Genomic DNA, 15266 nt, shown 5'->3' with positions numbered 1-15266 from the left:
ACTTTTTAAACTTCTTAATTTGAATTAACGTGCGAGCATAAGTTCTAAGCGAGAACCAACGCGCTCAGCGATATCGGCAAGTTCACCGACCCATTCGATGATCTTGTATAGAAACATCACATCAACTGGATTTAACTCACCCTCAACTGTGCGTAACTCCTGGCGGATTCTGATTTGCATTTCATCCGTATCTTGCTCGATCGCATCCAATTCGACCAACATATTTTCTACCAAGGTTACTTCACGGCCACGGAAACCGGTCTCTAATAGCTCATCAAGTTCATTAATGGCCTTAGAGGCTTGTTTTGTCGCATCAACACAACGTTTTAAGTAAGCTAGGAATTCTGTTTGAATTGTTTCTGGAATTACCATTTCGCGGCCAACAACGCGACCTGCGATGTCTTTCGCTTTATTTGCTATTTTGTCTTGATGGGTAATAAGCTCAAGTAGATCGGTACGTTCTACAGGCATGAATAAACCACGAGGCAACTGTAAACGAACTTCACGTTTTAGTTTATCTGCTTCGCGTTCATAATTGCGGATTTGTACACGTAGCGCTTCGGCTTCGGTCCATTCCCCTTTAAAAACATGATCAAAAAACGGCACTAAAGCTTTACTTGCTTTGTGAACGATCTTGATGTGTTCTTCGATTGGTTTAATAGGCGATTTTGCAAAAACCCCTAAAAACGCATTTGTAGGCATAACTGACCCTTAAATCATATTTATATGCTTTGCGGTATGTAATTTTACAGCATTGAGCAACATTGTGAACGATTTTTATCGGTAAGATAAAATAAGCTGACCTTTACTTCATAAGTTCAGATCAGCTTAGATGATATGAATTATAGAGTTTTTTCTATATCTTCTTGAGAAGTATGGCGAATATCTTTGCCATTAACGAAATAAATTACGTATTCTGCAATATTCTGGCAGCGGTCACCGATACGCTCCAAGGAACGAACAGACCAAATTAAATCCATGATTTTCGGAATAGAGCGCGGGTCTTCCATCATGTAGGTCATTATTTGACGCGTCAACGCTTCATATTCTCTATCTACTTTGGCATCTTCTTTATGTACTTCGAAAGCACGCTGAGCATCCATTCTTGCAAATGCATCAAGTACATCGTGAAGCATTTTCGAGACTTGACGGCCCATATTTTCAATATTAACCAGTAAGTCTTGCTGATCCTTAGTAAAAGAATCTAGGGCAACTCGCGCAATACGTTCAGCTTCATCGCCAATACGTTCTAAATCTGCAATGGTTTTTGCGATTGCAACGACCAGACGCAAATCGCTCGCGGCTGGCTGACGCTTAGCAATAATGCGAGTACATTCTTCATCAATGTTCACTTCCATGGCATTGACTTTGTAGTCATTTTCACTAACTTTACGGGCTTTCTCGGCATCGCATTCATTGACTGCATCAAGTGCTAAATTAAGCTGCTGCTCGACCAATCCTCCCATGCTAAGCACATGGTTACGCACATTTTCTAGCTCTTCATTGAAACGACCAGAAATGTGTTTATTTAAATTATGTTCCATATTTTTCCCCTATATCAGCCGCTTAACCGTAACGACCCGTAATGTAGTCTTCGGTTTTCTTCTTCGACGGGGTGGTGAATAGCGTATTGGTATCCGCATATTCAATCAGCTCCCCCATGTACATGAACGCAGTCTGATCCGAAACACGAGCAGCCTGTTGCATGTTATGCGTAACAATGACTACTGTGTATTTGTTCTTAAGATCGTTTATTAATTCTTCGATAACCAAAGTAGAAATAGGGTCCAATGCTGAGGTTGGCTCATCAAGCAGTAGTACTTCCGGCTCAATCGCAATAGAACGCGCAATCACCAAACGTTGTTGCTGACCCCCCGATAACCCAAATGCGCTGTCATGTAGACGATCTTTGACTTCATCCCACAACGCTGCACCACGCAAAGACTTTTCTACTACTTCATCTAGCTTACGCTTATCTTTGATACCTTGTAAGCGTAACCCATAAACCACATTTTCGTATATTGATTTCGGAAAAGGATTTGGACGCTGAAACACCATACCCACATTACGGCGCAGCGCTGCAACATCCACTCGCTTATCGTAAATATTTTGACCTTGTAAAATAATTTCGCCTTCAATACGACAACTATCGACTAAATCATTCATGCGGTTGATACAACGTAACAAGGTTGACTTACCACAACCTGATGGGCCGATAAACGCGGTTACCTGACCTTTGGGGATCAACATATTTACCTTGCTCAGCGCTTGCTTATCACCATAGTAAAGATCTAGGTCTTTAATTTGCAGAGACGTTTGCTCTGGAGTCAAATTTGCAAGATCGAGCTTTTTTTGGCCATTGGCCTGATTAACTTCTGGAGCTACTGTAATCATTACTTTTACCTACTTAAAATCTTTACTATTAATGTTCAAGTGATCTGAATTTTTCACGCAAGTGGTTACGAATACCGATTGCCGTTATATTCAGCGCGATGATCACTGTCACTAACAAAAATGCTGTTGCATATACTAGTGGTCGCGCAGCTTCAACATTCGGACTTTGGAATCCCACATCATAGATATGGAAACCCAAGTGCATAAACTTACGGTCTAAATGAATGTATGGGAAGTTACCATCCAACGGCAGCGTCGGCGCCATTTTAACAACACCTACCAACATCAATGGAGCAACTTCACCTGCCGCCCGAGCAACAGCCAAAATCAGACCCGTCATGATCGCTGGACTTGCCATCGGCACAACAATACGCCATAACGTTTCGGCCTTTGTGGCACCTAACGCTAATGAGCCATGGCGCACCGTGCTTGGAATGCGTGATAAGCCTTCTTCGGTTGAAACGATAACCACTGGTAAGGTCAGAATTGCTAAGGTTAACGCAGACCAAATCACCCCTGGCGTACCAAACACAGGGCTTGGCGCAGCTTCTGGATAAAATAATTGGTCAATTGACCCACCTAACATGTACACGAAAAAGCCCAGACCAAATACACCATATACAATTGAAGGCACACCCGCCAAATTGATTACCGCGATACGGATCATTTTGGTCACGGCATTTTTAGCTGCATACTCATGTAGGTAGATCGCAGCCACCACCCCGAACGGAGTCACAATCACTGCCATCAACATGACCATAAATACCGTACCGAATATTGCAGGGAATACCCCTCCTTCAGTATTGGCTTCACGAGGATCATCACTGATAAACTTTCCGATCTGGGAAATATAGTGTCCAACCTTGGCAAAGTAGCCCATATCGTTAGGGAACCAAACATCAAGTACTTGGTATAAAGGCAATGAAACCAATTCACCACGCATGTCTCGAACGATCACTTGGTCACGTTTAGCCAACTTACGTAATTCAAATAGGCGCTCTTCGAGTACTTTATATTCTTCTCGCAACTGTGCTCGACGCGCTTGTAACTCAGCCATACGCTCATCAGTGAGCGCATTATCAAGTGCATAGCCCTTTTCTTTTAAGCGCATACGCTCAAGTTCATAGTTAATATGGCCAATATCACCATTTTGCAGATCTAGCGCTTCATCATTTAGCTCAACCGCACGTTCGACCAGTTCATAAAGACGCTCCGTTGCATTCTCTTGCACAACTTTGCCATCTTCAATGACCTGCTCGACATAGCCATAAAAATTACCATTCTTGCTACGTTCAAATACCGCTAGGTTGGCTGGCGCTGATTGTTGTTTAATATCCGTCGAAAGTACCCAACGGAAATCCAACTCAACATATTCACGGTTACCCGTTTTGACCAACATACGTTCGATAAACTCTTGGTCGTATGCCGATAAGTCAAAACCTGCAGCTTCCAGTCGTGATTTAGGCACCTGTTCACGATCATAAATTTCACCAATGACCACCTGCTTAGGCACAGACCCATCTAGATGCAACTCAACAACCTGAGATGGCCAAAAAAAGCTGAGACCTTTCCACGCTATCATTGCTAATAGGCCGAGTACCGAAATCAAGCTAATACTTACTGCACCACCTGTCATCCAGATCCACGGAGACCCTGACTTAAACCACTGTTTTACCATGTCATGAACTCCAACAATTACATCGAGCTGTATTTTTCACGTAACTGCTGACGTACAAATTCAGCAACCGTGTTAAATACAAAAGTGAAAATAAACAATACGAACGCTGCGAGGAAAAGAATACGATAATGCGAACTACCTACCTCTGATTCCGGCATTTCTACCGCGATGTTCGCAGCCAACGTACGCATCCCTTGGAAGATACTCCAATCCATAATTGGGGTATTACCAGTGGCCATCAACACAATCATGGTTTCACCCACTGCACGACCTAATCCCATCATGACTGCAGAGAAAATACCTGGACTTGCTGTTAGCAATACCACTCTAACAAGCGTCTGCCATTGTGTAGCGCCAAGTGCCAACGAACCATTTGATAAATGCTTAGGGACGCTGAAAACAGCATCTTCAGCGATAGAGAAAATAGTCGGTATTACCGCAAATCCCATGGCGATACCTACAACTAGCGAGTTACGCTGATCGAAGGTCAAACCTAACTCATTGGTCAAATATTGGCGCACATTACCACCGAACATCCAGTCTTCTACACTACCGCTGATTGCAAAAGAGACCCAACCAACAACCAGCACCACTGGGATCAGCAGTATTGAATGCCAGCCATCAGGCAACATGTGTTGGATGTTTTCTGGGAGCTTAGTCCACATAAATGCTGTGCCAATAATTGCTAAAGGCAATAATAATAGTAACGCCACAATTGCAGGTAAATGCGTTTCAATCAGTGGAGCTAGCCAAAGCCCAGCAAGAAATCCTAAAATTACCGTCGGCAGAGCTTCCATTATTTCAACGGTCGGTTTTACAACGCGGCGCAATTCACTAGACATAAAATAAGCCGTATAAATAGCAGCTGATAACGCTATTGGCACAGCAAACAACATGGCGTACATTGCCGCCTTAATCGTACCGAATGAAATGGGAACTAACGAAAACTTTGATTCAAAATCATCGGATGCTGAGGTTGACTGCCAAATGTAATCCGGTTCAGGGTAACCTTCATACCAGACTTCCTGCCATAACGCTGACCAAGTAACTTCAGGGTGCTCATTATGCACATCAAACACTGACAGTTTTCCATCCGCAACGATTAATACCGCATTGGCGCGTGGTGAAACGGCAAATGATTCAATTGCCCCCTCGCTGACTTTCCCCTGCCATAAATGCGCTTCACTGGTCGTGTAATAAAGGCCTAAGTCACCATTATTGTTCGTGGTAAAAAATGTGCGGCGATAATACTCACTGTAAATATCAACATCACTATTTTTACTGGTTTCGAATGCTCTGATCTTTTGAAATCTACGCCCAGTGTCAGAATTAACTTCAAACCACTGTGACACTTCCCCATTGTCATTGGCTAACATGAGTGAGTTAGCACCAGCTAACAGTGTTGCGCCAACTAGGTTAGCGTTTTCTTCATTTGCGGCAAGTACTTGTATTTGCTCTACCTCGCTTGGGTAACGAGTATCGAAAATATAAACTTGATTAGCCGAACGAACAAAGGTGCGAGTTGTATCTGGGGTGATCAATAGCTCATCAATACGGCCGTCGATTTCTAGCTCAGTGCGTTCAACCATCCACTCTACTTCGCCGCTAAACATATTTTCTTCAGCCACGAATGACGCGAAGATAAGGCGTTTATCAGCAGTAAGTGCGACCACAGCAGTCTTGTCTTCATAATGGCTAAAAGCGAAACGTTTGATCGCTTTTTCCTGCTCATCAACCAGCAGTTGTTTACCATCAAGAGGGTAACTTAAACGAGGCGAAATAACGCGTTCATTACCTGGGAAAGTAACTAAAAATGACGGTTTAACCAACTTAACCTGACCATTATCAAGTCCATAAGCATACTGACCCAAAAAAGGGGCACTTTTTGCAGCACTGGTTACTTGCCCATCCAGATCAACAGATAAACGCTCAATCAATCCGCCTGCTTGCTGCCCCTTTACTTGATAAAAATCAACATGTCCGGTACGACTAAGCAAATACGCAATCTCTGTTTGCTCCTCAATACCAATGCCCACATATTGTTGTGTGTTATTCAACGTCACATCAACGCGTTTATCTACTTTTGCGGACTCGAATATAGGCTGAACAACATAGAGTAAATAGAAGAAGATCAGCAACAATGCGATCAGTACCATCACTCCACCAGCTGATATACCAAACTGTGCAAACCGGTCTTTTAATAGACGGCTTCTATCCGTTTTAAAAGACGGTTGCTGCGGATTTGAAGACATCAAAACACCCTTTCATTTTAAAGTTGGCGGGCATTATATTTCATCAAGATGACAGTTATGTTACACCGAGCTCGGGGGAATATTATAATATCGGGTACAATTTGTGACTAAATTATTGCTGACTTAACACAAAACGGATTGTTTTCATTTCTTTACAAACCAACATGCAATTCGGTTGGACATCATAAATTGGTGAACTAATCTTAGAACGCGGAATCTACCATTGAGGCTATGTATAAGGATCGTACCCTCATTTATCGAAGCCGTTTTTTTTTCACCGCTATGTATTTATTCATGGCAAAAATAATAAGAGACACGCATTATGAAGCAGTTAGTTTTAACAATAATAGGAAAAGACCGCACTGGTCTAGTTGAAGAGATATCTTCGGCCGTGCTTGCACATCACGGCAATTGGCTCACCAGTAACCTTAGCCACTTGGCAGGACAATTTGCAGGGATAGTTCAAGTCGAGGTTGCCGAAGAACACTTACAAGAACTTCGTGATGGTTTGGCTCGCTTACCAGGATTGGACATAAGAATGGAAAGCGGTGATATAATAAGCGGGCAAGAAACGCCTGAAACCATTAATTTGGTGATCACAGGCAATGACCGTCCAGGTATTGTACAAGAGCTCGCCAGCGTGATCCGCCACAAAGGCGCCAATATTACGCATCTAAATTCAAGACAACAAAGTGCTCCAAATTGGGGAGTCCCTATATTCAGTGCATTTGCCACAGTTACTTTGCCTATTGGCATGAATAAAGACAATGTTATTGATGCACTTGAATCAATAACCAGCGACCTAATTGTCGATATAGAAACAGAGTAACGTCTCTCACATACTAACAAGCGTATTGATTTTATTGCCACGAACAGATCGTATGACAAGTCGTCGTTTTGAAAGACACTTGTCATACCGACGTCACATTATGGACCTATATTTTTACCCAGCTTATTTGTCGTGGGTATCAACATGCAAGTTCTACCATCCCAACCGAAAACTGTTAGTTATTTTGCAAAAGAATTAAGTTGGCTGTCATTTAACGAACGCGTATTACAAGAAGCGAAAGATAGCAGCAACCCTATCATTGAACGGATCCGCTTTCTTGGGATCTTTTCGAACAATCTCGACGAGTTTTTCCAAGTGCGCGTGGCCGATGTTAAGCGCCGTGTGCTACTTAATAACTTACCCAATACGAACTTTGATGAAGACGAAGCACTGCTTAGTCAAATAAATAAAAAAGTATTAGAGCTGGGTAAAAAATTTACCTATATACACAAACAAATTTTGAAGGATCTTGAGAAATATCATATTCACCTAAGCCAACCTCACGATCTATCCGAATTTCATCAAAATTGGTTGAAGAGCTACTTTGAAGATCAAGTCCTACCGAATATGTCGCCTATGTTGTTAACCGAAAACAAAGACTACTCGGACAATATGAACGACAACATGACCTATTTGTTTGTACATATGAATGGTGAAAAACAGCACTACGCTTTGTTGGAAGTGCCCACTGACCGACTCGCACGATTTGTACAACTGCCGCCTGAACGCTCTCGGCGACAAAAACATATAGTGATGTTAGATGACATCGTACAATTTTTTCTTCGCGAGGTATTCAATAGCTTTTTCCATTTCGACAGTATCGAAGGGTACGCTATAAAATTGACCAGAGACGCAGAATACAATCTTGATGATGAAATAGAAGAAGGGCTGCTTGATAAAATGTCAAAAGGCCTGAAACAAAGGCTATATGCAGAACCTGTCAGGCTGGTTTACGATGAGTCAATGCCAGAAGAAATGCTAAAGGTGATGAAAAAACGCCTCGGTGTTACCCATCAAGATGCCCTGATCCCTGGCGGTCGTTATAGAAACTTTAGAGATTTTATCGCCTTTCCTAATATTGGCCGTCGTCATTTAGAAAATAAACCTCTGCCACCACTACAAAGTCAGGCATTTAAGCAACATACAAGCGTGTTTTCAGCTATTGCAGAGCAAGATATTTTACTCTACTACCCCTATCATACCTTTAATCACTTACTGGAATATGTTCGCCAAGCGGCCTTTGATCCCTACGTCACACAAATCAAGGTCAACATATACCGTGTAGCCAGCAACTCTAGAATGGTTGCGTCGCTTATCAATGCCGCAAAAAATGGCAAACACATCACAGTAATGGTTGAATTGAAAGCACGATTCGACGAGCAAAATAATATCGAGTGGGCAAAACGCCTAAGCGAGGCTGGAATTAAAGTAATGGTTGGGATCCCTGCGTTGAAGGTGCACAGTAAACTTTGCGTAATCCATCGTCGAGAGAAGGGAAAGATTGTTAAGTATGCACATATTGGTACGGGGAATTTTCACGAGAAAACCGCGAAAATATACACCGACTTCAGCCTATTCACAAAACATCAGGATATTTGCGAAGAGTGTGACAGTGTTTTTAGGTTTATTGAAAGCAGCTATCGTCCTTTTCATTTTGAACACCTCATGATCTCCCCACTCAATGCCAGAGATCGTATTCTTGATCTAATCGATCAAGAAATGAAGCATGCTGAGCAAGGAAAAATAGCGAAAATAACCATAAAAATAAATAACTTAGTTGATAAGCAATTGGTTGATAAATTGTACTCTGCAGCCCGCCTTGGTGTTAAAGTTAGGATTATCGTACGAGGTATGTGCGCTTTAGTACCGGGCTTACCGCGCTTTAGCGAAAACATTAAAGTGATCAGCATTGTTGACCGTTTTCTAGAGCATCCCCGTGTTATGGTGTTTGAAAACCTTGGACACCCCCTTGTTTTTATTTCATCAGCAGACTGGATGACCCGTAACCTCGACCATCGAGTTGAAGTTGGAGTCCCCATTTACAGCGACACGCTAAAACAGCTCATCATTGATATCCTAGAACTACAATTTCGTGATCGAACTAAAGCCCGTATTATCGACTCGGACCAGAAAAATCAGTACGTGAGACGTGGTAATCGTAAAAAAATACGCTCACAAATTGCTATCTATGATCACCTCAAGAAATGGGAAAGCAACAAGAGTTCACTATGACAGAATACCCCTCTATTGCTGCGGTAGACCTAGGTTCAAACAGCTTTCATTTATTAGTTGCTAGAGAAATTGATGGTCGCTTTCAAGTTCTGCACAAAGAAAAGCAACGCGTTAACCTAGCGGCTGGACTTACTGCCGATATGAAGCTCAGCGCATCTGCAATGGAAAGAGCGTTGGCTGTCCTGAAACAATTTGCTGCGACGTTACAAAATTTCCCTCATAGCCATGTACAGGTTGTGGCGACCTATACACTTAGGAATTGCAAAAATATTCAGCAATTTTTAGTTAAAGCAAAACAGTGCTTCCCTTTCAAAATCAACGTGATTTCAGGTCAAGAAGAAGCTCGACTCATTTATCAGGGAGTTGCCAACAATGAACACAGCGAAGGCAACCGACTCGTGATTGATATTGGCGGAGGAAGTACGGAACTCATTATCGGTGAGCATTTTACCCACAAGCTTCTCACCAGCAGAAATATGGGCTGTGTGAACATCTCACAGCAGTTTTTTAATCGTGGTCGCCTATCAGAAAAGCGCTTTAATAGAGCACAAATTCGCGCTGAGCAATTATTGGAACCCATCACGGCTAGCTACAAAAAGATGGGCTGGCAGCGCTGTTATGGTACCTCAGGAACCATCAAAGCATTACATGCGATCGCGGCGCAGTTTGACCAAAATACGCTAACAACCGAGGTGCTGCTGAAAATAAAAGCACAGATTTTACAGTCTAAAAACTGCGATACTTTGCTCATAGAAGGGTTATCTGAAGAGCGTAAAGCCACTATCGCTGGAGGCCTTGTTGTGCTGCTGGCGGTATTTGCACAGCTAAACATCACTGAACTTTATTACTGCGACCATGCATTGCGCGATGGGCTATTGCACGAAATATCGCAAAATGATGAGTTTGATATCCGCACCCGTACCATCCAAACTCTCAGTGAACATTACAATGTCGACACGCAACATAGTGCGAATATTTGTCATACACTCAACCAGTTTTACCAGCAGCTCGCTGCGAACTGGTCATTACAAAAACTCGACTTACAACTCCTTTGCTGGGCTGCACAACTTCATGAGGTAGGCCTAGTTATCAATTCCTCAGGGCTACACCGTCATAGTGCTTACATTGTGAGTCATAGCCAATTACCAGGCTTTACTCAAGAGCAACAGCAAGTGCTGAGTTACCTCATCCGTTTTTATCGAAAAAAAATCAAAATTCGCGAACTGAAATTGTGTAGTGCGATTGAAATGGGCAAGTTCTCACGCTTATTAAGTTTGTTTAGACTCGCCGTGTTGCTCAATGCCAAACGTCAGGACGCACTCATTCCTGAGGTGAAGTTGAGCAGTTATGCTGACACTCTACTCGTGGAATTTACCAGTGACTGGCTAGATGAAAATACTTTGATGGCGGCAGATCTCGCACAAGAGCAACATCACTTGAGAAAATTAAACCTCAACCTGAATTATGTTTAGCTTTTGACAACTGAAAAAACATCATCAGCATAGTCTCTACTTTCCAACGCAAAGTCATATAGGTACTTAGTTTTGGTGGCAGGACGAATCGCTTTGAGGATCATTTCTGCGTCTTGCCAATCATTTTTCTCAATCGCCAAAGTCAATTTTAACGCACCACCTAACAGACCCTGATAATTGAGTAGCGCACTACTGAGCGAGCTGTCCAATGAAAATTCAGCAACTATGACGGATAGCTCAACTTCCAAAACCGCATCCAATACTGACATCAAACCAATTAGATAGCCCTGCTCAGCCATTTCTTCACCACCAGGATGCAAAAATAGCTGCATAAACTTCGCTCTCATCAACCCCATTTTCGTCAGTTCAGCGGGCTTATCGACACCCAACTCGCTTAAAGCAAGCACCCTTACAAATTGACGAATAGCATCTTCTCCCAGGTAGATAACCGCCTGAGAAATGGATTTCATTTCGATCTTTTGATTACCCGCTTTAGAATTCGCTAATTTAAGGACCCGAGCCGTCAGACTAAGATCTTTTGCGACCCGCTCTTGTATCTCTCTAAAACACAGATCGGGTTTCGCTGTACAGCGTAGCAGGTCAAATACGATGATTTTAGAGGGCTCTATATTGCCATGATTGAGCATTTCTGGGCGCGCGAAGTAAAATCCTTGAAAATAGTCAGCGCCGGCATTCTTAACGAATGCATAATGTTCTTGCGTCTCAATTCGTTCAACGATGATCTTTACATCAGGATAGCTGCGCTTGAGCTTTTTAATCATCATTGTCGTTTTAATGATGGGCGCTTCAATTTCGAGCTTAATATAGGACATGAGCTTAATAAGCGGCTGCCATCTTGGATCGCCATCGTAATCATCTAATGCGAAACGATAACCACGCTTTTTCAGCGCCGCGACAATTCTCACCAGCTCGGGAATGTTTTTGGAACGTTCAACAATTTCTACCACTAAATTATCCGGCTTTAGCAGATTTGGTAATTCTTGTAGCAAAGATTCATCAGATAAATTAATAAAAGCGCGCTGCCCAGCAGCTAATCGCTCTACACCCACAAACATCAGTGAGTTAAAAAACATTCTGCCTGTTGCTTGGCTATCAGACACCCCCATAGGAAAGGCATTGTTATTAGAATCCCTGTATAGCAGTTCGTACGCATATATCTTGCGATCGGCATCAAGAATAGCCTGACGCGCAATGTATTGTACGGCTGTATTTTTTACTTTCGTAACGGTGCCACTCATTAACATCTACATCCTTCTCTAGCGCATCAATAGCCGTAGCCTACGATTCAGAATACGTGATGCTCTGGTGTCGGGCAAATAAAAGTTTAACTTGCATATTTAAACTCATAAACAACTAGGTCTTTACGATAATTGATCATAATCAGATTGTTGGGCTAGTATAAGCATATGAGAACTTTAATAATGATAGCCGCTTTTTGTTTTTTAGGCTCGCTAAATGCTAATACCAATACACAACTCACTTACAGTGTAAGTGGCTCAGGGAACTATTATCCCTACTATACACATGACCCCAAACAACCCGGTATTTTGCCGGAAGTTGTCACAGCCATTTTGAAAACCGCCAATATTGAAGGTAACAATTTACTTCTGCCCGCCAAAAGGACGGTTTTATATCTAGAAACAGGCAAAATAGACTTTGACCTTATCAGCCCCAGTTGGCTTAACGAACAGCAGCGCAATGATCCCCGTTTTGTGTATTCCAATGCCATCATATCTGTGGATGAATATATAGTATCAACAAAAAAGCTATCATCTGAGCCTCAACTTAAAGGAGCTGAAATCGGCACTGTTCGAGGCTATTACTATCATGATGACGAGCATTTTGAGCGAATTGACTTTAATTCCGAAAAAGAGTTGTTACAGGCACTAGCCAGAGGTCGTGTTGATCTGGCGATCATTGGAGATCTACCTGCAATTTATTGGGCAAAGGAATTAGATATAGCCATTTATTTTAATTCTCTACATTCTCAAGGTGAGATGCATATGCGCTTACAAGCCAAGCATAAAACCCTTCTGCCCGTAATCAATCAGGCGATTGAGACTTTACACCAGCAAGCTTTCTTCAAAAACATAACCCAACGCTACGTGCAATCGATCCCCACCGCTGGCATGCTTGGACATTGAGCAGTATAATGCGCCTTTTGCCTACGGGAATAAGTTATGAGTATCGAGGCCACCCTCCAAACACGCAGTAATCAGCAATGTGAACTTTGCGCCAGCACGAATGCACTATCGGTTTATGAAGTTCCACCTGTTGCTGAAGCGCATTCAGACAAATGTGTGTATCTTTGTGAAACCTGTAAGGCGCAAGTTGAAGGCAAAACCGATTTGCAGGCAAATCATTGGCATTGTCTAAACGACAGTATGTGGAGTCAGGTACCTGCGGTACAAGTTGTGGCATATCGAATGTTAAAGCGTCTAGCCACTGACAACGGTTGGGCCCAAGATGCCCTCGATATGCTTTACCTAGAAGACGACACACGAAGCTGGGCACAGCAGGCTCTGGCGGTGGAAGAAGATATTGTCCATCTTGATAGCAATGGCGTGCGCTTAAGTGCAGGAGATACCGTTGTGTTAATCAAAGATTTAGATGTGAAAGGTAGCTCTTTAGTGGCGAAGCGTGGTACCGCCGTACGCAACATAGGTTTAACCTCTAACCCTGAACATATCGAAGGTCGAGTTGAAGGGCAACGCATTGTTATCCTTACTAAATATGTTAAAAAGTAGCAATATCTAAGCCCCTTCGCAGGGGCTTAACGATGTTGTTCACTCAACCTTCTACTTCACTACTCCGGTACAAGCTGTTCGCTACGATAGAATCCACTTGCTTTACTCAAGTGCTTGACTAGTTCAGGAAGTACTTCATCTAATGACTTTTTTAGAGTCCATGGCGGATTGATAACTATCATACCCGAAGCGGTCATCCCATGTTGCTCTGTGTCCTGTTCCGTTGCCAACTCAAAAAGCTGAATATTACGCATACCAGAGTCAATCAGTGTTTGTTCGAGCAAATCTATACGGCTGCGCGACACCACTGGATACCAGATCATATATGTACCAGCTGCAAAGCGCTTGTGTGCTTTAACTATCATGGTTGCGGCTTGTTGATAGTCAGTTTTGATTTCATAGGGAGGATCCATAAGGACTACCGCACGTTTGGAAGCTGGTGGCACAAGCGCTAGTAACCCCTTGAAGCCATCTTCACCACGTACTCGTAAGGATTTTTTACCTTGCATGTTTTGCTGGAGCAAAGCTAAGTCTTTAGGATGTAACTCGAAAAACCAGCCTTTATCCTGACGTCTTAAATGGTGCTCTGCTATCTTTGGAGAGCCGGGGTAAAATGATAAAGTGTCACCATTAAACGATTTAATTAGTTGGACATAGTCTCGTAACGCGGCACTATCACCCTGATAATCCCATAGCTTAGCGATACCATCTAAATACTCTTGAGTTTTTTGAGCATCCGCACTGTCAAGTTCGAAAAAACCGGCTCCTGAGTGGGTGTCAATATAATCAAAGCCCGTTTCTTTGCGTGTCATATATTCAAGAACCTGAGATAGTACAAGGTGTTTTAGAATATCAGCAGGGTTTCCTGCATGAAAGGAATGTCGATAGCTAAGCATATAGTCGCCTGTTACTAAAACGGTGCATTTTGCTGAACCGCTTCTGAATAAAATAGGGTGTTAAGGCCATTATCGCTTAAAGTTACATAAAAATCAGTATAAAGCCGCGTATTCGCTAGCATCCGAAGCCACTTTGTTTTACATTTGCATGACAAAACACTGTGATAAGAGCGCATTTATGAATAACGAAACACTTCCCCAACTCGAACAGCTAATTGATCAACTAATTGCTCGTAACGAGCGATTAAATAATGAACTTTCACAGCTTAAAGAGCAAAACTCTAAGCTGATTGATGAAAATGAAACTCTTCAACTTGAAGTGCTTGAAAGTGAAGAAAAGCAAAAAGACACAAGTAACACTTTATCTAACCTTCTCGAAAAACTGCAAAGTGCTACTCAGGCTAGCTAATGACTGAAAAAAGCAATCAAGTTGAAGTCAGCTTACTTGGTAAGACACATCAATTTGCCTGTACAGAGGGGCAGGAACAACTGCTCCTTGATGCTGTAGCTCTGTTAAATCAAAGAGTTGATGAAATGAGACAGAAGTCGTCAGTCAGAAATGAGCAAAATGCACTGTTACTAGCAGCACTGCACTTATGTCATGACTTACAAGATCAGCAGCGAATAAATAATTCTCAGCAAACTCAACAACAAACCCTCATTGATAAGCTGAAAGTACACTTGGCTGATAATTAGTTGCTTCCCAAAAAACGCATTATCGGTTAAATTATCACCTCTTTTGTTG

The 15266-nt window shown here is 42.4% G+C and carries 14 protein-coding genes; 7 read left to right on the top strand and 7 right to left on the bottom strand.

Annotation, left to right across the window (positions count from 1 at the left end; genetic code table 11):
• Nucleotides 1-24: 24 nt before the first annotated feature.
• The 5 genes from C2M32_RS02085 to C2M32_RS02065 all read right to left on the bottom strand — a co-directional run bounded on the left by C2M32_RS02085 (nucleotide 25) and on the right by C2M32_RS02065 (nucleotide 6324).
• Nucleotides 25-702, bottom strand: a complete 678-nt coding sequence (locus C2M32_RS02085; protein ID WP_070991010.1) for a TIGR00153 family protein — start codon at nucleotides 700-702, stop codon at nucleotides 25-27.
• Nucleotides 703-842: 140 nt separating this feature from the next.
• Entirely contained in the window at nucleotides 843-1544 is a 702-nt protein-coding gene (gene phoU, locus C2M32_RS02080) for a phosphate signaling complex protein PhoU (RefSeq protein ID WP_105166868.1), read from the bottom strand.
• Between the two features lie 22 nt (nucleotides 1545-1566).
• Complete coding sequence (gene pstB / locus C2M32_RS02075) at nucleotides 1567-2394, bottom strand: phosphate ABC transporter ATP-binding protein PstB (protein WP_070986201.1); 828 nt, start codon at nucleotides 2392-2394, stop codon at nucleotides 1567-1569.
• A gap of 28 nt (nucleotides 2395-2422) precedes the next feature.
• Nucleotides 2423-4072 carry a phosphate ABC transporter permease PstA gene (pstA, locus tag C2M32_RS02070; protein ID WP_105166867.1) on the bottom strand — a complete coding sequence of 550 codons (1650 nt, stop codon included), beginning with the start codon at nucleotides 4070-4072 and terminating at the stop codon, nucleotides 2423-2425.
• Between the two features lie 17 nt (nucleotides 4073-4089).
• The gene (locus C2M32_RS02065) at nucleotides 4090-6324 is read right to left on the bottom strand and encodes an ABC transporter permease subunit (protein ID WP_105166866.1); all 2235 of its coding nucleotides are present in this window, start codon (nucleotides 6322-6324) and stop codon (nucleotides 4090-4092) included.
• Nucleotides 6325-6646: 322 nt separating this feature from the next.
• Here C2M32_RS02065 and C2M32_RS02060 point away from each other — a divergent pair, with 322 nt between their 5' ends.
• The 3 genes from C2M32_RS02060 to C2M32_RS02050 all read left to right on the top strand — a co-directional run bounded on the left by C2M32_RS02060 (nucleotide 6647) and on the right by C2M32_RS02050 (nucleotide 10857).
• Complete coding sequence (locus C2M32_RS02060; protein WP_105166865.1) at nucleotides 6647-7153, top strand: glycine cleavage system protein R; 507 nt, start codon at nucleotides 6647-6649, stop codon at nucleotides 7151-7153.
• 144 nt (nucleotides 7154-7297) lie between these two features.
• Nucleotides 7298-9385 carry a polyphosphate kinase 1 gene (ppk1, locus tag C2M32_RS02055; RefSeq protein WP_105166864.1) on the top strand — a complete coding sequence of 696 codons (2088 nt, stop codon included), beginning with the start codon at nucleotides 7298-7300 and terminating at the stop codon, nucleotides 9383-9385.
• Nucleotides 9382-10857: a Ppx/GppA phosphatase family protein gene (locus tag C2M32_RS02050; RefSeq protein ID WP_105166863.1), complete on the top strand. Its 1476-nt coding sequence runs from the start codon at nucleotides 9382-9384 to the stop codon at nucleotides 10855-10857. Before ppk1 ends, C2M32_RS02050 begins: the two co-directional genes overlap by 4 nt.
• On the opposite strand, the gene C2M32_RS02045 is transcribed toward C2M32_RS02050, so the two are convergent.
• On the bottom strand, nucleotides 10854-12122 hold the full coding sequence (locus C2M32_RS02045; RefSeq protein ID WP_105166862.1) for an EAL and HDOD domain-containing protein: 1269 nt from the start codon (nucleotides 12120-12122) through the stop codon (nucleotides 10854-10856). The two genes, C2M32_RS02050 and C2M32_RS02045, sit on opposite strands and share 4 nt — an antisense overlap.
• A 162-nt stretch (nucleotides 12123-12284) precedes the next feature.
• Between C2M32_RS02045 and C2M32_RS02040 the strand changes: the two genes are divergently transcribed.
• Nucleotides 12285-13022 carry a substrate-binding periplasmic protein gene (locus C2M32_RS02040; protein ID WP_234401193.1) on the top strand — a complete coding sequence of 246 codons (738 nt, stop codon included), beginning with the start codon at nucleotides 12285-12287 and terminating at the stop codon, nucleotides 13020-13022.
• A 36-nt stretch (nucleotides 13023-13058) separates the two neighbouring features.
• A complete protein-coding gene (locus C2M32_RS02035; RefSeq protein WP_105166860.1) occupies nucleotides 13059-13625 on the top strand; it encodes a PhnA domain-containing protein in 567 nt (188 codons plus the stop codon).
• A gap of 59 nt (nucleotides 13626-13684) precedes the next feature.
• Here C2M32_RS02035 and C2M32_RS02030 read toward each other — a convergent pair whose 3' ends face one another.
• Complete coding sequence (locus C2M32_RS02030) at nucleotides 13685-14521, bottom strand: 23S rRNA (adenine(2030)-N(6))-methyltransferase RlmJ (protein WP_105166859.1); 837 nt, start codon at nucleotides 14519-14521, stop codon at nucleotides 13685-13687.
• A gap of 178 nt (nucleotides 14522-14699) precedes the next feature.
• Here C2M32_RS02030 and zapB point away from each other — a divergent pair, with 178 nt between their 5' ends.
• Together zapB and C2M32_RS02020 are read left to right on the top strand one after the other, a co-directional pair.
• A complete protein-coding gene (gene zapB, locus C2M32_RS02025; protein WP_105166858.1) occupies nucleotides 14700-14930 on the top strand; it encodes a cell division protein ZapB in 231 nt (76 codons plus the stop codon).
• Nucleotides 14930-15217 (top strand): cell division protein ZapA, encoded by a 288-nt coding sequence (locus C2M32_RS02020; RefSeq protein WP_105166857.1) that lies wholly within the window; start codon nucleotides 14930-14932, stop codon nucleotides 15215-15217. Before zapB ends, C2M32_RS02020 begins: the two co-directional genes overlap by 1 nt.
• Nucleotides 15218-15266 lie beyond the last annotated feature (49 nt).

It is taken from the genome of Pseudoalteromonas sp. T1lg23B, from assembly GCF_002964665.1.
In the GTDB taxonomy this organism is placed as follows: Bacteria; Pseudomonadota; Gammaproteobacteria; order Enterobacterales; family Alteromonadaceae; genus Pseudoalteromonas.
Note: the sequence above shows the minus strand (reverse complement) of the source record. Positions and strands in the feature narration are given on the sequence as shown.